Genomic DNA, 18,706 nt, shown 5'->3' with positions numbered 1-18,706 from the left:
TGCGATGCCGGCGGCCGCACCGCGGCTGGCGGCCGAACCGGCCACAGCGGACGGCTGTGGACCGGTAAGTCACAAGAAGGCCCCGCACCGTCATGAGGAGGCCAGCTCGGCCTGCGCCTGAGTGGTCAGGACATAGCCGCGCCCCCACACGGTGCGCACGGTCAGGCCGAGCACGCTGATCCGGTGCCGGATCCGCATCACGTGCAGGTCGAGGGCGTTGCGGGTCATCGGCCCCTGGTCATGGCCGAGTTGGAACCGCAGCGCCTCGCGGGGCACGACCTTGCCGTAGCGCCCGACGAGGAGTTCGAGGAGCTCCGCCTGCTTGGGCGAGACGGCCACCGACTGGCCCGCGAACCACAGCACGCCGTCCTCGTCGAGCTTCGGCTGGCGGTTCTGCCGGTAGCGGTGCACGAGGGCGTCGGCGCGGGCCTTGAGGTCGGGCGACGCGACGGGAGCGCGCACCCAGTCCTCGTAGATGTCCTCACAGACCGGGGCCTCAAGCCCCGCCTCGACGACAAGGATCCGGGGCAGCCCTCGGGACCTGCACTCCTCGCGCAGCTCCTGCTGCACGGGCCAGCGCAGCAGCTGCACTTCTTTGTTCACCGATTCGGTTCGGACATGAGTCCCGTGGGAGATCATCTGCACTCCGGTTCTCTAGCAGCGTGCGGAATGGGCAGCGGCCGAGATGGCTGGGCGTTGAGGTGTTCGCTTCGGTCAGTTGAACGGCGTATCGGAAGGTGCTGGTCCGGTTTCCGATGCCTCGTTCTCAAGTCCCTGGCTCCCCCTGAGGCCGCCTCAACCTGAAAGAAAAATACCAGCCAGCGGGTTTCTTTTCTAGCCTTGCTCCGAGCCTCCCCCAGCGGCTCGCGACCCCTCCTGACGGCGCCCCCGATCCGGACCCGTACGGTCCGGGAAACCCTCCAGAACCACCAACTGACCTGCAAATAAAGGGAGTTGTAAGGGTCCCGGGAGGCGGGGCCGGACGGCCGAGAACGGAGCGGACCAGGCCGCCCACACGCTGGTTACGCCCTCCGTCCGGAGATATTTCCGGGGTCGGCATGGCACCAGATCAGGTCAAGAAAATACCGGTCCTCGGGTTTTCTGTCTGCGGATCAACTGTCCAGAATGCCCGTATCAACTGCTCGCCCGGCCTCGCGTGTGCTCAACCCGGGCCCCGCGCCCTGGCCAGGAGGCCGCCCACGCGCAAGAGCAGGGGGTCGCCCGCGCACAAAAGGAAGTCGCCCACGCGCAAAAGCAGGGGGGCGCCTACGCACAAAAGGACGGCCGCCGGCCGGTCCGCCGCGCGCCCCCTCGCGCACAGCGGCCGGCCGACGGCCGTCCATGTTCCGGCCCCGGGCGCCGTCAGGTCGGCGCCCGGGGCCGGTGCTCAGGCCGCCGCGTCGTAGACCTCGCTCACCACGGCGTCGAGCGCTCGGCGGAACCGGTCGAGGAACACGGCCACGTCCAGGTCCGAGACGATCAGCGGCGGGGCGAGCCGGATGACGTCCGGCAGCGCCGCGTTCACCAACAGGCCCTCGTCCTGGGCGGCTTGCTGCAGCAGCGGCGCGAGCTCCTCGGTGAGGGCGATGCCCACGAGCAGCCCCGCCCCGCGCACCTCGCGCACCAGCGGGTGGCCGATCGCCTCGATGCCCCGGCGCAGCCGCTCCCCCGTCCAGCGCGCGTGGCCGAGCAGCCCCGCGCTCTCGATGGTGTCGAGGACCGCGAGGGCGCTCGCGCACACCACGGGGTTGCCGCTGAAGGTGGAGCCGTGCGCGCCCGGGGTGAGCAGGTCCGCGGCCGGTCCGAAGGCGAGGGTGGCGCCGATGGGGAGGCCGCCGCCCAGGCCCTTGGCGAGGGTGATGACGTCGGCCTCGACCCCTTCGGCCTCGGCGGCGAACCAGCGTCCGGTGCGCCCGATGCCGGTCTGCACCTCGTCGAGGACCAGCAGGGTCCCGGTCGCCGCGGTGATCTCGCGGGCGGCGGTGAGGTAGCCGGGCGGCGGCACGATGACGCCGTTCTCGCCCTGGATCGGCTCCAGGATGACGAAGGCGGTGTGCTGGGTGACCACGGCGCGCAGGGCCTCGATGTCCCCGTACGGCACGTGGCTGATGTCGCCGGGCAGCGGCTGGAACGGCCGCTGTTTGACGGGCTGTCCGGTCAGCGACAGGGCGCCCATGGTGCGGCCGTGGAAGCCGCCGGTGGCGGCGACCATGTGGCGGCGGCCGGTGAGGCGGCCGATCTTGAAGACGGCCTCGTTGGCCTCGGCGCCGGAGTTGGAGAAGTACACCCGGCCGCGGCGGCCGGTGAGTTCGACGAGCCGCTCGGCGAGGGCCACGGTGGGCTCGGCGATGAAGAAGTTGGAGACGTGCCCGAGGGAGGCGACCTGCTCGCTGACCGCCCGCACGATCGCGGGGTGGGCGTGGCCGAGCGCGTTGACCGCGATGCCGCCGAGGAAGTCGAGGTACTCCTTGCCCTCTGCGTCCCAGACCTTGGTGCCCTGGCCGCGGACCAGGGGCAGGCGCGGGGTGCCGAAGTTGTCCATCATGGCGCCCTGCCACCGTCGGGTCAGGGGCGCGTTGCCGCCGTCGTTCATGCCGCAGCTCCCTCGTCGGACGTGTCCGCTGACGCGACGGCGTCCGGCACGACCATGGTGCCGATGCCCTCGTCGGTGAATGCCTCGAGCAGGATCGAGTGCGGGACCCGGCCGTCGATGACGCGGGCGGTGCGCACTCCCTTCTGCACGGCGTGCAGGCAGCCCTCCATCTTCGGGATCATCCCGCTGGCGAGGCTGGGCAGCAGTTCGGCGAGTTCGGTGGCGGTGATCCGGGGGATGACTTCTTCGCTGTGGGGCCAGTTCGCGTACAGGCCCTCGACATCGGTGAGGATCATCAGCATCTCCGCACCGAGCGCGGCAGCGAGGGCCGCAGCAGCGGTGTCCGCGTTCACGTTGAACACCCCACCACCGGCAGCGTCCTTGGCATCCACCGGACGCGCGATGGAGGAGATGACAGGGATACGGCCGTTGTCGATGAGCGCCTGCACCACCCCGGCATCCACATCGGCGACCTCGCCGACCCGACCGATGTCCACGGACTTCCCGTCCACCTCGGCATAGCACTTGATGGCCGTCATCAGGCGGGCGTCCTCACCGGTCATGCCGACCGCGTGCCCACCGTGCTCGTTCAGCAGACCGACCAGCTCCCGCTGCACCTGACCCGCCAGGACCATCCGTACGACGTCCATGGTCTCGTCATTGGTGACCCGCAGCCCGGCCTTGAACTCACTGTCCATGCCCAGGCGTTCCAACTGCGCACTGATCTGCGGACCCCCGCCATGCACCACGACCGGGTTCAGGCCCGCGTGCCGCAGAAACAGGATGTCCTCGGCGAACGCCGCCTTCAGATCATCGTTGACCATCGCGTTCCCGCCGAACTTGATCACGACGGTCTTGCCATGGTGGCGCGCCATCCAGGGCAGCGCCTCGATCAGAGTGTGGGCCTTGGGCATCGCCGCGTGCTTGCGGGTGCGGCCGCGGCCGGACGGATGCGGAGACGGAGAAGCGCTCATGAGGCGTACTCACTGTTCTCGTGGACTTATGGGGCGGTGAGGTCATGGGTCCCGATGACGGTGGAGTCGGTGCCGGCGGCGAGGTCTCGGTGGCCGTTCTCTCCGGTCCCGGCAGCGGTGCGCATGGCCGCTCACATCGGCCACCGCTGCTCGCACTGTCATGAACCTTCCGGTCGACAGGCATGTCTTTTTAGCCCGCCAGGGGATCTCTCATCAATCAGTTTCACCATGGGCATGACATGTTCAAAAGCGCCGGGCCCCCCTCGACCATGCACGTCGGAGGGGGCTCGGCGGCGGGGTCGGGGCCGCCGGGTCAAGGCTGCCAGGTCAGATCCACCGGCTCAGAATGCCGGCTCATGTCTGGTCGAGCAGCCCGCCATGGAGCGCCTCGACATGGCTGAACCCTTCGGCGGACAGCACCGGCACGGCGTCGATGGTCTGCGCGTACTGACGGCGTACGACGTCGTCCGGCACCCGCAGCTCCGGCGGGCGCAGCGCGTTGCGCTCCAGGCACACCTCGAGCGGCGTGGTCAGCACGAGCGCGGTCGCCGGCACCCGGTGCCGCTCGGCGATGTCGAGGAGCCGGGCGCGCATCACGGGATCGGTGTTGGCGGCGTCGACGACGGTGGTCAACTGCCGGGCGAGGCGCGCCTCCAGGACCATGCCGAGGATCAGCACGGCCTCGTCGGTGGCATCCGGACGCAGCGCGTCGTCGCAGATCAGCTCGCGGAACGTCGCCAGTTCCAGGACGCGGTGCGCGGGCCAGGCACCGGCCAGGGTGCTCTTGCCGCTGCCCGCGGCGCCGACCAGCACGATCAGGGACGGGTCCTGGGTGAGGGGGTCGGGCACGGCCGCTCCTTTCGATGGTGAGTGGGTGCCGGCATCGGCAGACCCAGTGCGCCACCAGGGGGAGGGCCCCCGTGGGCGTGGCCGACGCCCGTCCCCCCACGAGTCGCTGTCAAGGATCCTTCATCGCCGCCCGCCCCGTCCAGCAGGACAGGGCCGCCCCGCAGTTCAGCCGAGGTTCAGAGGCGGACGGGCAGGGCGACGGCGTGGATCCCGTCGCCCGGCAGGGACAGGTACGTGAGTTCGTCCCGGGCCACCGCGAGGCTCGGCCCGGAGTGCCGCAGGAACAGCCGGTCCAGGACCACCTCGGCCTGGAGGCGGGCGAGCGCGGCGCCGACGCAGTAGTGCGGGCCGTGCCCGAATGCCATGTGGCCCACGCCGCGCCCCGGCCTGCGGGTCAGGTCGAGGCGGTCGGGCCCTTCCGGGAACTCCCGCGCGTCGCGGTTCACGCCGAGCAGCGGGGCGGTGACCGCCTCGCCCCGGCGCACCGTCACCCCGGCGAGCTCCAGGTCCTCGGTCGCGTACAGCGAGGCGCCCATCTGCACCGGCGAGGTGAACCGCAGCAGTTCGGACAGGGCGCGCGAGGCGAGCAGCTGCGGCCGGGCGCGCAGCGTCGCGACCTGGTCGGGGTGCTCGAGCAGCGCGAGGACCGACTCGCAGATGAAGTGCGTGGTGTGCAGGATGCCGGTGGAGACGAGCAGCAGGAACACCGAGATCATCTCGGTCTCGCTGAGCGGCAGCCCCGCCAGGTGCTCGGTGCGGATCAGCTCGGAGACCAGATCCTCGCCGGGCCTCTCGCGGCGCCGCACGATCAGGCCCTTGGCGTAGCCGACGATGCCTTCCAGAGCCGGTACGAACGCCTCGGGCACTCCCGAGGAGTAGTCCCGCATCCACGCGCTCAACTGCGCCTGGTCGTCGGGGTCGACGCCCATCAGCTCGCACAGCGCGGTGCCGGCGAGGGGGTGGCACAGCTCCTTCGCGAGGTCGGCCTCGCCCTTCCTGCACAGGGCCGCGACCAGGTCGTCCGCGGTCCGCTCGACCCGGTGGCGCAGGGCCGCGATCCGCCGGACGGTGAAGGCTCGCGTGACGACGGTCCGGGTGCGGGCGTGCTCGGCGCCGTCGCTGAGCACCATGCTGTCCAGGTACGCGCGGTACTCGGCGGGCAGCCCGTACGCCTCGATCATCTGGTCGGCGATGCTGGGGCCCTCGGGATCGCCGGGGTCGTGCAGCGCCGTGCCGTCGCGGATGAACCGCGGGTCGGCCAGGGCCTGTTTGGCCAGTGCGTAGCGGGTGATCAGCCAGACCGGGGTCCGCACGCCGGGCAGCAGCACCCGTACGAGGGGTGCGCGCTCACGGAGCGGGGCGTAGGTGGCGGGGTCGCTGATGCGGTCGGAGGTGAGGCTGAGGGCGGCCTCGTCGGCGGTCTCGGTGCCGATCTCGGGGGCGGTCTCGGTGCCGATCTCAATGTCGATCTCGGGGGGCGCCGTCATGACCGGCCGTCTCCTCAGGGCTTCAGTTCGAGCGTGCAGGACTTCACGCCGCCGTCGGCCTTCATCAGTTCGGAGAGGTCCACGCCGACGGGGACGTAGCCCCGTGCGCGGAGCTGTTCGGCGAGGGTGTGGGCCACGTCCGGCAGGAAGACGTGCAGTCCGTCGCTGACGGCGTTGAGCCCGAGCGCGTCGGCGTCCTCCGGCCCGACGAGCAGGGCGTCGGGGAAGAGTCCTTCGAGTACCTCGCGGCTGCGCGGTGTGAAGGCTTGCGGGTGGTACATCACCTCGTTCCCGTCGAGCACCGTGAGTGCCGTGTCGAGGTGGTGGAAGCGCGGGTCGGCCAGCTCCAGGCTGATCAGCGGGCGCTTGAGGACGTCCTGGGCCTCGCGGTGCGCGTCGGGCGAGCTGCCTTCGTCCCGCCCCGCGAGGATCCAGTAGTCGGTGACCAGGAAGTCACGCTGCCCGTCGTTGAACTGCCGGGCCTCGTACGGCTCGGCGTAGCCGGCGGCCTGGAACCACGCCTTGTGGGCTGTCCGGGCCGTGTCGGTCTGCTGCCCGGCGGCTGGGTGGGGCCGGGTCGTGGGGGCCTGCCCGGCGGGGTGGGGCCGGGCGAGCAGCACATGGCCGTCCATGATGGTGGCGGCGTGTGCGGTGAAGACCATGTCGGGGCGGCCCGGCACGGGTTCGATCAGGTCCACGGTGTGGCCGAGGGACCGGTACATCTCGTACAGCCGCTGCCACTGCCGCACCGCGCGCAGGGTGTCCACGCGCTCCGGCGGGTCCCAGGGACTCACCGTGTGCCGGATGTCGAAGAACACCGGACGGCACATCAGGTAGTGCCGGGGCCGGACGGTCCGGCGCCGCACGGGCAGGGAGACGGGGAACAGGTAGGGCGGGGCGAGGACGGGGGCAAGCACCGCGGCGGAAGACATCACCACTCCGGAGGGCCGGTCGGTAGGAGTTCACCAGGTCGCCCGGTGACGGGCCCTTCGGCCCGTCACCACGGGTCGTGCTCAGCGGCCCGCGCGGGGCGCGGGGTCAAGCGGCCCAGGCCGGGCCCAGGTCCGCGGGACGGGCTCCGCTCCAGCTCTGCTGGATGTACAGCAGCGCCTGGTGCATCCCCACGCCCTCGCCGGGCCCGACCCGCATCTCGGTGCGGGCCTCCTCGGACACGTCCGCGGTCTCGGCGGCGACGTCGGCGGCTTCGGCGACGTCCACGGAGAGATCGGTGCTCATGTGCGGCCTCCTCTCGTGCTCGACTCGTGCTCGACTCGGCGTACTGGGCGGGGTGTTGGCCGGCCCGCCGCTCAGGCGGCGGGGCGCAGCGTCATGCTCTGCCCCCGGGCGGCGAGTGACTCTACGATCTCGCCGCTGCGGATGGCGATGTTCGACAGCAGCGAGGAACCGAGGCCGTGCGTGTGCTCGGTGCCGCCCTGCAGGTAGATGCCGACGTCCAGGTCGTCGGTGGTCAGGATGCGGTAGTCGCGGCTGATCTGGAAGCGTCCCTCCTCGTCGCGCAGGCAGTACGCGGCGGCGTCGCCGAGCAGCTCGGTCGGGTCCATCGACTCGTAGCCCGTCGAGAAGATCAGGACGTCGAAGTCCATGTCCTGGGTCTCGTCGGTGCGCACGGACTGCAGGGTGACCCGGACCTCGTCGCCGACCTGCTTGACCGCGTCCACGCGGGACAGGTTGAGGAAGTTGAGCCGGGGGGTGCCGGCCACCTCGTCGCTGTAGGCGCGCTGGTAGAGGTCGCGGATGATCTCGTCGTCGGCCACTCCGTAGTTGGTGTTGCGGTGGTAGCGCCAGAACGAGTCGCGGGCGCGGGCGGTGCCGTGGAAGTAGTCGTCGACGGCGTCGGCGTCGAAGATCTGGTTGGCGAAGGGGGTGTCGTCGGCGATCGAGTAGCCGTACGACGGCATGATCGCGGACACCTGCGCCCCGGGCAGCTGCTCGTAGCAGTACCGGAGGATCTCGGCGGCGCTCTGGCCGGCTCCCACGACGGCGACCCGGCGCACGCCGGTCTTGTCGAGCTCGCCGAAGCGGCCCAGGAACTCCGAGCTGTGCCAGACGCGTTCGTCGCGGTCGATGCCCGGCGGCATCTTCGGCACCAGGCCGGTGGAGATGACGACGTTCTTGGCGAGGAGCTCCTTGCTGCCGCCGCCCTCGAGGGTGGAGTCGACCTTCACCTTCAGGTGGCCCATGGGGCCGTGGCCTGCGCCGTCGGGCAGCTGGACCGCGGTGACCCGGGAGTTGTACGCGACGCGGTCGGAGAAGTTCGACGCCGCCCACGTCAGGTAGTCGTGGAACTCGCGCCGCGTCGGCATGAAGTCCTGGTTGTTGACGAACTGGGCGAGCCGCCCGGCCTCGTGCAGGTAGGAGATGAAGCTGAACTGCGACACCGGGTTCCGGAACGTCGCCAGGTCCTTCAGGAACGAGATCTGCATCTTCGCCGTCGGCAGCAGCATGTTGCGGTGCCAGCCGAAGGCGGCCTGCTGCTCGACGAAGGTGGCGGCGAGCGGGGTCTTTCCCTTGCCGTTGTGTTCGTCCAGCGCGATGGCCAGTGAAAGGTTGGACGGACCAAATCCTATTCCTACGACGGAGTACTCGTCCGAATAGGCGCTCATGGGGCCTCCCGCCCGTTGTGTGAGAAACCGTGGTGCCGATTTCTGAAGTCGGTGTCAGTGCAGAATGGGACAGCCGCCGCGGATGTCCGACGGGTCGAGACGGCTCATCAGATCGGCCGTCTCTTGATACCGGGTCGAATCCCGGCCGGCGAAGTCCTTCAAGACGAGCTCGCGGGTTGCGGGCTCTTGCTCCTGGCTGAGCTTGAAATACCCCTCGGCCTCGGTCACTTCGATACGGAACGCTCCCACTGAGGGCAGGATCGTGCCGAAGTAGTCGATCGAGGATTCCATGTCCCAGCCGGAGCCGAAGTCGTCCTCGTAAGCCGTGACCGTCGCCTTGCAGATCTCCATGCTGTCTTCGCCGACCCCGGCGGCCTCGATTTTCTGGAACACGCCGTGCACATGGACGGCGGTGAAGTCCCAGGTCGGTGCGGCGGGGTTGAACTGGTAGACGGTCGGAGACACATAGGCGTGCGGGCCGGAGAAGGTGAGCAGGACCTGCGAACCCGTTTGCAGTGCCTCCCAGTGCGGGTTCTCCCTGTTCATATGTCCGACGAGCCGGTATCCCTCCAGGCGGTCGCCGTGTTCCCCGGTCATGTCCGGGTCGGCTATGACCGGCAGATGCGTGGCATAGGGGACCCCGTCCTCAGCCCCATTACTGACCATTATGGCCATCGGGTTGAGACGCATCAGGTCGCTCATCCACGAGCTGTCTGGCTCACGAAAAGGTTCGGGAACGAACATTCATCCTCCTTCGTGATTCGTCTCCGTGGACTAAATAGAAGGTATCCGTTCGGGATGCACGCACACCAGTGTTCAATGTCTTTCAGCGACACACAAAAAAAGCGGCCCGAAGGCCGCTCGCACCAGCATCACCGCTGGTCACACACTCACAAAAAGGCAGCACGAATTCCGGCACGGAATTCCGCTCATCCGTGCCGGTGCATGAATTGCCGAGTAATTATCGGAGAATTAGTGGAGTAATTTGCTCACGTTAAGTTTGCGACAGGTCAACCTTCCAACGTATCCGTCGCCGACACCGGCACACAACCCTCGATGGCTCCCTCTGGAGGGGCCCGGCGTACGACAAAGAAAGATACACGGAAGCCTTCGGTAAGAAGTAGGAAAGAGAGAAGACGGCCGGGCCCGGTTCGGGCGAGCCCGGCCGTGGCGCGGACGCGGGCGGTGGCGGACGCGGGCGGTGGCGGATACGGGCGGTGGCGGATGCGGGCCGCAGAAGATCCAGGCCGCGGCAGGATTGAGGAGCCGTACGCGATTCAGGCCGCGCGCGACCCCGACGGCACCGGGACGGCGGCGACACCTCGCCGCTCGAACGGATAGTGGACGACCGCGCCCTGGCCGGCGACGGCAGCGGCGCCCTCGGCCTCCTCGGTCCCGTCGAGCGAGCTCAACTCCCCCACGAGAACCGACGGTTCGGCGGCGATCCGCCGCAGCACCCCGGCGAGCCGGAGCGCGACCGCGTCGGCGGCGTCCTGGTCGAAGAGGTGGCGCTGGAAGCAGAGCGACAGATGCAGCGCGGGCTTGCCGTGGGCCACCACGGTCAGGGCGTACGGGGTCCCGGCGTGCGAGCGCACACCGGTCACACCGATGCGGGACGAGATGCCGAGCGCGGCGGGCGTCAGGGCGCCGACCGGGTACGCGTCATAGGCGACCGACGTGTCGAACATGCCCTCCACCTCGGCGAGTTGGAGCAGCCCCGTCGCCACGTGCTGGTGGTCGGCGAGCGCGGCGCGGCTGTCCCGCAGCCGGGCGAGGAGCCGGGCAGCGGTGTCCTCGGGCGCGCAGCGCAGCCGCAGCGGAGTCGTGCCGCCGAACGGTCCGATCAGCGCGTCACCGTCCGTGAGGGCCTCGGGCCGGCCCGCGTGGGTGGCGCCGAACAACAGGTCCTGACGACCCGTCAGCCCAGCGAGCACGATCGCCCAGGCGCCCTGCACCAGCGTGTCCACGCCGACATCGAGGCCGGCGGCGCACCGGGAGAGCTGCCTGCGCTCGCGCGCGCTCAGCCGGACCTCGCTCTGCCCGAAGCCGGGGTGACCGGCTCCGGCCTCGGCGGCCGGGACGGGGACGGGGCGCCGAGTGCGCCGGCCCGCGACGGGCGCGAGCAGCGTGGGCCCGTCGATCCCCTCGAGTTCGTCGGCCCAGACCCGCGCGGCCTTGTCGCGGTCCTGCCCGGCCAGCCAGGTCAGCACGTCGCGGTGGCCGGAACGGGGCGCGGGCAGCGAGCCGGCGTCGTCGCCCGCGTCGTACAGCCGCAACAGGTCGCTGAGCAGCGGCCGCACGGACTCGCCGTCGAGCAGCGCGTGGTGCGCGGTGACGACGAGGTCGCACCGCTCCACGCTCGTGCGCACCAGCGTCATCCGCAGCAGCGGCGGCGCGGCCACGTCGAAGCGGTGCGCCGCGTCCTCGGCGAGCAGCCGGTCCAGGGCGGTGCCGCGGTCCCCGATGTTCAGGTCGCTGAAGTCGACGTCGCGCCACGGGAGTTGGGCGCGGGGTACGACCACCTGACGGCGGCCGCCGCCGAGGGCGGGCACCACCGCGGTGCGCAGGTTCGGGTGCCGGTCGACGAGGTCCTGGGCGGCCTGGCGCAGCCGGGCGGAGTTGATCTGCCCGTTCAAGTGCGCGACGACCTGGAACTGACCGGTGTCATAGGCGGAGTCGGCCACCGGGCCCGTCAGGGACGCGGGCAGCTCGGAGTGCGCGAGCACCTCCGACTGCGCCGCGGTGAGCGGCCATACGTCGACGAGCCCCGGATAGCGCCCCGTCCATTGCTTCATTTCCGGCTGGCTCACCGAAACGAGCGGCAGGTCCGTCGATGTCAATTCCCCCGCGCCCCTGGCCATTCCGCCACCCCATCCCTCGCTGTGAAAGCTGCCCCCTGAAAGAGCAGAGTTACATTTGCGCGAGAGAAGAGGAACCCCGGTCAAACGCCCTTGACTGTGCGCGGTCCCTTGCTCGTTGTCCCGGATCTCGTGCTGCGGGCCTCCTCGGGCCGACTCGTCCGATCAGGTCCGCGCGGCCGCGACCTGCGCGGGCACCGTACGCAGCGGACCACCGCCGGAACCTGTGCCCGAGTCCGCTCCGGCCCCCTCGGCCGTACGGAAATCCGCCGCGCTGTTCGACTCCACGTCCTCGAACACCGCTGGTCCCCGGCCACTTCCGTCGAACCGGCAGGGGTAGGGCAGCTCACCCAGCACATGCAGCAGCGCGGTGATCCCGGCGAACTCCCCCGGCCAGCGGAAGACCACCGAGGCCACCGGCCCGTGGCGGGCAGCGGTGAGGGCGAAGACCCGGCGGATGTGCTCGGTCTCCCCGGGCACGACCCGAAAACGCCCGTCGCCTGCCACGGCGAACTCGGCACCCGGACACACCTGAACCAGCACACCGGCCACACCGGTCCCGCCGGGCACACCGCCGTCCACGGCGACATGCTCCTCGCTCCACTCCTCGGTGAAGACGACGCACGGACCGCGGCGGGCTTCGGTGCGCCCCGCGACCACCAGCGAACTGTCGTGCACGAAGGCGAGGTCCCCGGTCCGCAGCCACCCGTCGTCGGCGGCACCTTCGCCCGCCCGGGCCGCGCCTCTTGTGCCGGTGCCGGGACCGGCTTCGGACACGGCCCGGGCACCGGGATCGGACGCGGCCTCGCCCCAGTAGCCGCTCATCAACGCCGCACCGCGGACCTGCAGTTCACCGACCCGGTCCTGCGGCAGCACCTCGCCCGCCTCGTCCACGACACGGATGCCCACCCCGGGCAGCGGCCCGCCCGCCATGGCCAGCTCGACACCGTCGTCCGCCGCCCCGCCGCGCGGACCGGCCGCGTCGACGTACCGCAGCGGCCCGCCGAAGGAGGAGGGCGCGACGACGACACCGCCGGTCGCCCGGTCCTCGCGGTGCCGCAGCGAGTACGTCACTCCCGAGCAGGTCTCGGACATCCCCCAGCACGGGGCCACGGCATCGGCGGCCAGGCCGTGGGGGGCGAGCAGCTCGAGGAAACGCTGACTGGTCGCGGCACACACGGGCTCCCCCGCGTTCACGAACTCCCGGACGCGCGACAGGTCCCAGGCCCGTCCGGCCAGTTCGTCGGCGTGGGTGGTGACCAGGGCGTACGCGAAGTCGGGCGCCCAGGTGTTGGTCGCGCCGCAGCGGTCCATCCAGTCGAGCCAGCGCAGCGGGTCGTCGAGGAAGTCATCGATGCGGGCGCTGACCTGCTGACACCGCAGAAAGACGTCACGGACGCCGTAGAAGATCATCGACTGCTGCTCGGGCGGCATCCAGACGAGGCTGACGTCGTCACCGCGGTAGCCGCGGGCCTGCACGGCCGCCCAGGTCCGGGCGGCGACGGAGGAGTTGGTGTGCACGGCGCACTTGGCGCGGCCGCTGCCGGTACCCCGGGTCAGCAGATGGACGACCGGATCCCCGGCCCCCGCCGCGTACCACCGGGTGTCACGCCGCCGCCCACCCAACTCCCCTCCACCACCGAGGATCCGCAAGCCCTCCCCCTGCCCGCCCCACAGCCGGCGCAACTGCTCCAGTCCGGGCCGGGTTGCGTCGTCGGTGAGGACGACGGGGCGCCCGAGCAGCAGCCAGGCGTGGTGCAGGGCGCGGTGGGCGGGGTGGTGCTGCGTGTACGTGGGGGCGACGGCGACCGGCGTCGGCACGAATCCGCCGAGCACACAGGCCCAGAACGCCGTGGTGAAGTCCCGCTGTCCGTCGAACTGGAAGAGCACCGCGTCACCCGGCTCAAGCCCGGCGGCACGCAGCCCGCCAAGAACGACTTCGGCCTCGGCAAGCAGCTCCGGGTAGGACTGCACATCGTCCGCGCGCCCTGCCCGCAGATAGCGGATGCCCTTCTCCGGAGCCAGCTCGGCGGCCCGCGCCAGCGCTCCCTGCAGCGTCGTCGGCTCGCCGTCGGGGACGAGCAGCTGCCCGCCGTACACCTCGGAGAGGGGCATGGGCTCGACCTCCAGTCAGTCCGTCACACCGTCAAGGACGGCTCGTGCTTGCTCGCTTACTCACTCACCCAAAGCAATCTCAAAGACCAACATCAGCAACTCAACGGCTCAGTGGTTCGGTGATCACATCCGCCGCGTCTCGAGCTCGTTGGCGAACCGCAGCCAGTGGTCGGCGCACCGCCGCGCGGCCTGCGCGAGCATGTCGGCGCGGTGCCCGGGCACGCTGCGCGCCAGCCGGAGCCACTTCGCCTCGTCGCCGATGGAGTGGATGCTCAGCATCTGCAGCAGCATCCGGCCCGCCTCGGTGCGCAGCGAGGGGTCCTTGCGCATGTTCGGCAGGATCATCCCGAGGGCGACCGCGGAGGTACGCGCCGCGGGCCGCTCGGCCACCTTGGCGGGCATCTCGGGCACGGCCGAACTCGCCTTCGCCGACTGCCTCCTGGAGGGCAGCGGGTCCTGTCCCTGCCGTATGCGGTCCCGTACGTCCTTGGCGGTGGCCGTCGCGATCCCGGCCTGCTCGGCGATCTCCCGCAGCGAGGCGCCGGGGTTGGCGGCGATCACCTGGCTCGCCCGCAGCCGGCCCTCGGTCGCCTGCAGCGGACGCACCCGCCCATCCCGGCCCACACGGGCATTCAACTGTTCATTACCACCGGTTGAACGACGCCGGATCGAGGCGACGGTGCTGGCCGCGAGCCCCGCGTTGGAGGCGATCCGCCGGTCCGACCAGTAGGGGTGGGCCTGCAGGATCCGCTTGGCCGCGGCCGTCCGGTCCGCCTGCGAGAGCGGCAGTCCATGGGCGATGTTGAGCCGCACCGACAGGGCGAAGACGTCGTCCTCGCCCCCGTCGAAGAACTCCACCTCGATGGACTCGTCCCCGCGCAGCCGCACGGCCCGCAGCCGGTGCATGCCGTCGATGACCCGCATCGTCGCGCGGTGCACCAGGATCGGCGGCAGCGGCGTCTCCAGCTTGGCGAGCATCTGGATGTGCTCGGTGTTCTCGCCGTTGATGCGCGGGGAGTCGGAGTCGAGCAGTGAATCGGTGGGCACCATGGCCCGCTGTCCCGGGGTGCGGTCGTCCACATCAGAGGCCGGCGTCGTGTCGACCCGGGCCGGTTTTCCATCGGCGGTGACGACCAGTTGAAGACTCATGAGAGGGCCCCCCTTCGCGCCGCGGAGCCGGTCCCACCAGCCGCCGGTCCACGGTCACGCATATCTGCATCGTTGGTGTTGACGTTCGGAACGTGCCTGTACACGTACGGCTCCCCTCTATGGCCGTATCAACCCGAGACCTAAAAAATACCTGCCTGCGGGTTTTTTTTCGAGGCCCGGAAGATGATTCCTAGCCGACCTGCCCCTCCCGACCGAGGCTCAAAACGGCCCGCAGCCGCACCCGGGGGGACGGGGGGCGCGGCTGCGGGAGTCCGGGAACCACACGGAGAGGGACCGGAGGAAGACGAGCTCAGAGGGCATCTGAAGGATGCCGCGGGCCCCGGGAGGTGGACCCGAAAACTCGCCCGATCCGGGAGGCACCGGCCCCGTCCGTGGGCTTCTCAACCATAGGAACATACCGCCTTCCTGGTTTTCAAGAACTCCCAAGGAACCTCGCGGGACCCCGCCCTCGCGCCCGCCACCTCATCCGGAATACTCAATTCACGTCGCCCGTGATCACTTTCGCGTCAGACATCCCTCATCCACACTTGATGTAGCGTGCATCATTAGAGGTGGCCGTACGCTGTGCGATATGCCGCACGCCGTACGGACTCCCCCCACCGAAGCGCCGTTCGCCGAGCAGCCCGGGGAGCAATCCCCACTACCCTGCGAACAGCGCGCAGAGCTAGCAAAACGAGTGAACAGAGATGCTGAATGCCGCACTTGCGAAGACTGCACCAGGCTGGCCGAGTACCGCTCTAGAAAATAAACCGCAGAGTTGGTTTGATAACTGTATGGTGCACCCCTCCCCGAGGAGCCACCGGTGTTGAAACAGGATCGTGCCGTTCGCACCCGCCGCTCACTCGTCCACTCCGCCGCCGAGGCATTCGAGCGGTACGGGTACGCGCAGGCGCGGCTGACGGACATCAGCAGCAGCGCGGGCGTCAGCCCCGGCGCGCTGCACTTCCACTTCGAGAACAAGGCGGCGGTGGCCGCCACCGTCGAAGCGACCGCGGCCGAGTCGCTGCGCCGCTCGGCCTGGACGGCCCAGCCTCCCGGCATCAACCCCCTGCAGCGCCTGACGAACGCCTCGCACGCCCTGGCGGACCGCCTCCGCCGGGACGTCGTAGCGCGGGCGGGCTTCCGCCTCAGCGGCGACGCGTCCTACGGGCCGGGGCTCAACCTCCGCAAGGAGTGGGAGGGTTGCGTCCACCGGCTGCTCGACGAGGCCGCCGGCCAGGACCTGCTCGCCGAGGGCGTCGACCGCCCCGACATGGTCGCCACGATCGTGGCGGCGACCACCGGCTTCGAAGTCCTCGGCCGCCGCAACAAAGAATGGCTGGCCCCCGAGGCAATCACGTCATTCTGGCGCCTGATGCTCCCGTGCCTGGCCTCCGCAGAGGCCCTGCGCACCCTCGACCCGGGCCTCCCACAGCCCGGTCCCGACGGAACGGTGCCGGAACAAGAACAGCGGCCCTGACTCTCTCTCTCCCCCCCCTGCCCTCCCCTGCCCCGGAAACGGACAGAGCCGTTCGGCCGGCCCCCTCGGCGTGGTGTGTCGGGGGCCGGGCCGAACGGCGGCTCGGGAAAAGGGACTTGACGATCCCTCAGTGAACTCCGCTGCTCCGGGTACCGGCAGCCACGAGCACATCGAGCGACGACGCCTCCACAAGCCTCGGCAGCATCAGCGCCCAGAACCGCGTGAGAGTGGCGTGCGAGAGCCACCGCTCATCCTGACTCCCCAACGTCTCGAATCCGACGGTGGCAGCCACCACGGCGGTCACCACATCCTCCGCGGAGACCCCGCTCGCCAGGGCGCCTTCGCCGTCGGCGCGGGCGAGCACGTCCTCCACCCAGCTCTGCCAGGTGCGGCGCAGGTCCTCACCGGGCCGGGGCTGCTCGATGTTGTCGGACAGATCGAACCCGGCCCGCAGGACGACGTCCTGGCTCAGGCCCCGGATCAGGTCGTGCGTGGCGTCGATCAGAGCCTGCAGCGCGCCCTCGGTGTCCTGGGCCATGATCTGGCGCAGCCGCTCGGCCGCCGCCTGCGCGACCGCGTCGGCCAGGGCCGCCTTGCTGGAGAAGTGGAAGTGCAGCGCGCCGTTGCTGACCCCGGCCCGAGCGCTGATCGTGGCCAGGGACGCCACTTCGAATCCGTCCCGATCGAACAACTCGGCAGCGGATTCGATCAAGGCATTGCGCGTGCGTACCGCGCGTTCCTGTTTGGCCATCAAGGGGCGCTCCGTCTAAGCGATGGGGATACCGTCGGGCCTCGTCACGTTCAACTTGACGCTCGGAGCGGGCACGTCGGACCACGACCGAACAGTTCCCCCATCGCGCCCCCGGCCGATGGATGACCCATCCCGTGCAGTTGCCTCCGCCGACCGCGCGCCCACGCCCACGTTACGGGCGACCTCCGGCCGCTTTCTCGCTCGTCCGGAGGTCGGACACCGCTGGGTGAGCCGGGCTGCCCTCATGTCGCCGGACAGCATAACAAACCGCAGAGCTGGTTTCTATGTATGATGGACCTCGGCCGTCTCGCCCCAGCAGACGGCACGCATGACTCCGTAAGCATCACGACGCGAAAAGGACCCCGGGAATCAACCGCAACATCCGCCACCTGAGCGGGAGGACACGGCCGGACGCGGAGGACGCGACGCCCCTCCGACGACAGGGAAGAGGGCATGCGAAACGCAGCGACGGCCGCGACAGCCGGGGAAGACTCCCGGCTCGCCGACTCAGCCGCCGCCGTGTGGGCACATCGCGCCGCACCAGGTCAGCCGGCGGCTGCCAGTTCGGCTTCCTCGGACTCGCGCTCGGCCTCGGCGAAGATACGGGCTCCTCGGTCGGCGGAGGTGTCGAGGCGCGGCAGAATGGCGGGCGCCGTGATGCCCGGCAGCACGTGCTTGTAGAGCACGGAGGCGCGTTCCTCCATGTCCTCCCAGTGCGAGGCGAAGTGCGAGTACATCTGGTTCCCGTGGTACGCGCCGACACAGAACTCCGCGGTCTCCCGCGTGTTCACGTGCGGCAGCACCTCGCCACGCTCCTGGGCCTCGGTGAGCACCTCGGCGAAGAGGTCGACCCACTGGGGCCACGTGGTGCCGTAGCGCGCACGCCCTTCGGGGTCTGAGACAAGCCGAGCGCCGGCGCGCAGGATCGGGTCGTGCACGAGCTGGTAGGCCAACACCATGCCGATGTCGATCCACTCCTGCAGCTTGAGCTCCTGCGGCGGCAGATCCTTGGCGATCTGCTCGTCGAGCACTCCCTTGGCCAGGGCTTCCTTCGAATCGAAGTGAAAATAGAGGGCACCCTTGGTCACGTCGGCGAGTTTGAGGATCTGGGCAACCGTCGTGTTGGCGTACCCCGTCTCCGAGAACGCCAGGGCTGCCGCGTTCAGTACAGCCCGGCGAGTCCGGATCGCGCGCTCCTGCTGGGCCATCGGACCCTCCCTTCAGTTGGGCGAACTCTCACGCGGACAAGAAGACAAAAGAAACCGCATGGGACGTAGTTTAGCTGTATCTTCCCAACGTTTCCATGCAGCGATAACACCGACTTGACCTATCTGCCCCTTTTGTTGGCTATTGCGGTTATGGAATCCGCCAATGAAAACAGGATGGAACGGTGGATTCCAATCTCTGCATCTTCCGGACGGAAGCCTGCGCGCCCGCATCAGGCTGTGCCCTCGAGCCGGGTGGGCGAGTGAGGCGGCCGTGGCGTTCCTGGCCGCGTCCCGGACCGGGCGCAGTCGCCCAGGGCGGCCGGACTCTCTGTCCGCATCGCCGGGTGAACCCGGCGCAAAGGCGACGAGACGGTCGAGCAGTTGACCGGCGAGGCGCACCACCACGGATTGCCTCGCGGCCGCGAGGCGAACGATGAACGCGGTGCCGGGCTCGCACAGGTGGCTGCACTTCTGGATGCTGCGCACCGACACCAACGGCCCGTGCCGGTACGTGCCCTCGGAGACCGGGTGCTCGATCAGCAGCCCTGACAGCCCTCGGACCAGGCCGATGTCCGTCACGGCCACCGGACCCAGTGCAGGGAGCGCCGCGTCGGCACG

The 18,706-nt window shown here is 69.9% G+C and carries 16 protein-coding genes; 1 reads left to right on the top strand and 15 read right to left on the bottom strand.

The window, feature by feature from the left end; all coding sequences use genetic code 11:
* Nucleotides 1-90 precede the first annotated feature (90 nt).
* From ACFWYM_RS32760 to ACFWYM_RS32705, 12 genes are all read right to left on the bottom strand, one after another.
* Nucleotides 91-603: a winged helix-turn-helix domain-containing protein gene (locus ACFWYM_RS32760; protein ID WP_384845631.1), complete on the bottom strand. Its 513-nt coding sequence runs from the start codon at nt 601-603 to the stop codon at nt 91-93.
* 784 nt (nt 604-1,387) lie between these two features.
* Entirely contained in the window at nt 1,388-2,593 is a 1,206-nt protein-coding gene (locus ACFWYM_RS32755) for an acetylornithine transaminase (RefSeq protein ID WP_384845629.1), read from the bottom strand.
* Nucleotides 2,590-3,567 (bottom strand): acetylglutamate kinase, encoded by a 978-nt coding sequence (gene argB / locus ACFWYM_RS32750; protein ID WP_384845627.1) that lies wholly within the window; start codon nt 3,565-3,567, stop codon nt 2,590-2,592. The genes ACFWYM_RS32755 and argB overlap by 4 nt, the downstream gene beginning before the upstream one ends.
* A gap of 354 nt (nt 3,568-3,921) precedes the next feature.
* The gene (locus ACFWYM_RS32745; protein WP_384845625.1) at nt 3,922-4,416 is read right to left on the bottom strand and encodes an AAA family ATPase; all 495 of its coding nucleotides are present in this window, start codon (nt 4,414-4,416) and stop codon (nt 3,922-3,924) included.
* A 176-nt stretch (nt 4,417-4,592) separates the two neighbouring features.
* Complete coding sequence (locus ACFWYM_RS32740; RefSeq protein WP_384845623.1) at nt 4,593-5,903, bottom strand: cytochrome P450; 1,311 nt, start codon at nt 5,901-5,903, stop codon at nt 4,593-4,595.
* A gap of 14 nt (nt 5,904-5,917) precedes the next feature.
* Nucleotides 5,918-6,835 carry a dimethylargininase gene (gene ddaH, locus ACFWYM_RS32735; protein WP_384845621.1) on the bottom strand — a complete coding sequence of 306 codons (918 nt, stop codon included), beginning with the start codon at nt 6,833-6,835 and terminating at the stop codon, nt 5,918-5,920.
* Between the two features lie 106 nt (nt 6,836-6,941).
* Nucleotides 6,942-7,139 carry a hypothetical protein gene (locus tag ACFWYM_RS32730; RefSeq protein WP_384845619.1) on the bottom strand — a complete coding sequence of 66 codons (198 nt, stop codon included), beginning with the start codon at nt 7,137-7,139 and terminating at the stop codon, nt 6,942-6,944.
* 71 nt (nt 7,140-7,210) lie between these two features.
* A complete protein-coding gene (locus tag ACFWYM_RS32725; protein WP_384845617.1) occupies nt 7,211-8,527 on the bottom strand; it encodes a lysine N(6)-hydroxylase/L-ornithine N(5)-oxygenase family protein in 1,317 nt (438 codons plus the stop codon).
* A gap of 54 nt (nt 8,528-8,581) precedes the next feature.
* Nucleotides 8,582-9,271: an FMN-binding negative transcriptional regulator gene (locus ACFWYM_RS32720; protein ID WP_384845615.1), complete on the bottom strand. Its 690-nt coding sequence runs from the start codon at nt 9,269-9,271 to the stop codon at nt 8,582-8,584.
* Between the two features lie 533 nt (nt 9,272-9,804).
* Entirely contained in the window at nt 9,805-11,322 is a 1,518-nt protein-coding gene (locus ACFWYM_RS32715) for a condensation domain-containing protein (protein ID WP_384845613.1), read from the bottom strand.
* Between the two features lie 228 nt (nt 11,323-11,550).
* Nucleotides 11,551-13,500: an AMP-binding protein gene (locus tag ACFWYM_RS32710; protein ID WP_384845611.1), complete on the bottom strand. Its 1,950-nt coding sequence runs from the start codon at nt 13,498-13,500 to the stop codon at nt 11,551-11,553.
* Nucleotides 13,501-13,623: 123 nt separating this feature from the next.
* Nucleotides 13,624-14,649: a ParB/RepB/Spo0J family partition protein gene (locus ACFWYM_RS32705; RefSeq protein WP_384845609.1), complete on the bottom strand. Its 1,026-nt coding sequence runs from the start codon at nt 14,647-14,649 to the stop codon at nt 13,624-13,626.
* Nucleotides 14,650-15,472: 823 nt separating this feature from the next.
* Between ACFWYM_RS32705 and ACFWYM_RS32700 the strand changes: the two genes are divergently transcribed.
* On the top strand, nt 15,473-16,129 hold the full coding sequence (locus ACFWYM_RS32700) for a ScbR family autoregulator-binding transcription factor (RefSeq protein WP_384845607.1): 657 nt from the start codon (nt 15,473-15,475) through the stop codon (nt 16,127-16,129).
* A 127-nt stretch (nt 16,130-16,256) separates the two neighbouring features.
* Here ACFWYM_RS32700 and ACFWYM_RS32695 read toward each other — a convergent pair whose 3' ends face one another.
* The 3 genes from ACFWYM_RS32695 to ACFWYM_RS32685 all read right to left on the bottom strand — a co-directional run bounded on the left by ACFWYM_RS32695 (nt 16,257) and on the right by ACFWYM_RS32685 (nt 18,673).
* Nucleotides 16,257-16,880: a ScbR family autoregulator-binding transcription factor gene (locus tag ACFWYM_RS32695; RefSeq protein ID WP_384845605.1), complete on the bottom strand. Its 624-nt coding sequence runs from the start codon at nt 16,878-16,880 to the stop codon at nt 16,257-16,259.
* 545 nt (nt 16,881-17,425) lie between these two features.
* Nucleotides 17,426-18,088, bottom strand: coding sequence for a ScbR family autoregulator-binding transcription factor (locus tag ACFWYM_RS32690; protein WP_384845603.1), 663 nt, complete (start codon nt 18,086-18,088; stop codon nt 17,426-17,428).
* Between the two features lie 12 nt (nt 18,089-18,100).
* Nucleotides 18,101-18,673, bottom strand: coding sequence for a hypothetical protein (locus ACFWYM_RS32685; RefSeq protein ID WP_384845601.1), 573 nt, complete (start codon nt 18,671-18,673; stop codon nt 18,101-18,103).
* Between the last annotated feature and the right edge of the window lie 33 nt (nt 18,674-18,706).

It is taken from the genome of Streptomyces sp. NPDC059009, assembly GCF_042740175.1.
Classification (GTDB): Bacteria; Actinomycetota; Actinomycetes; order Streptomycetales; family Streptomycetaceae; genus Streptomyces.
Note: the sequence above shows the minus strand (reverse complement) of the source record. Positions and strands in the feature narration are given on the sequence as shown.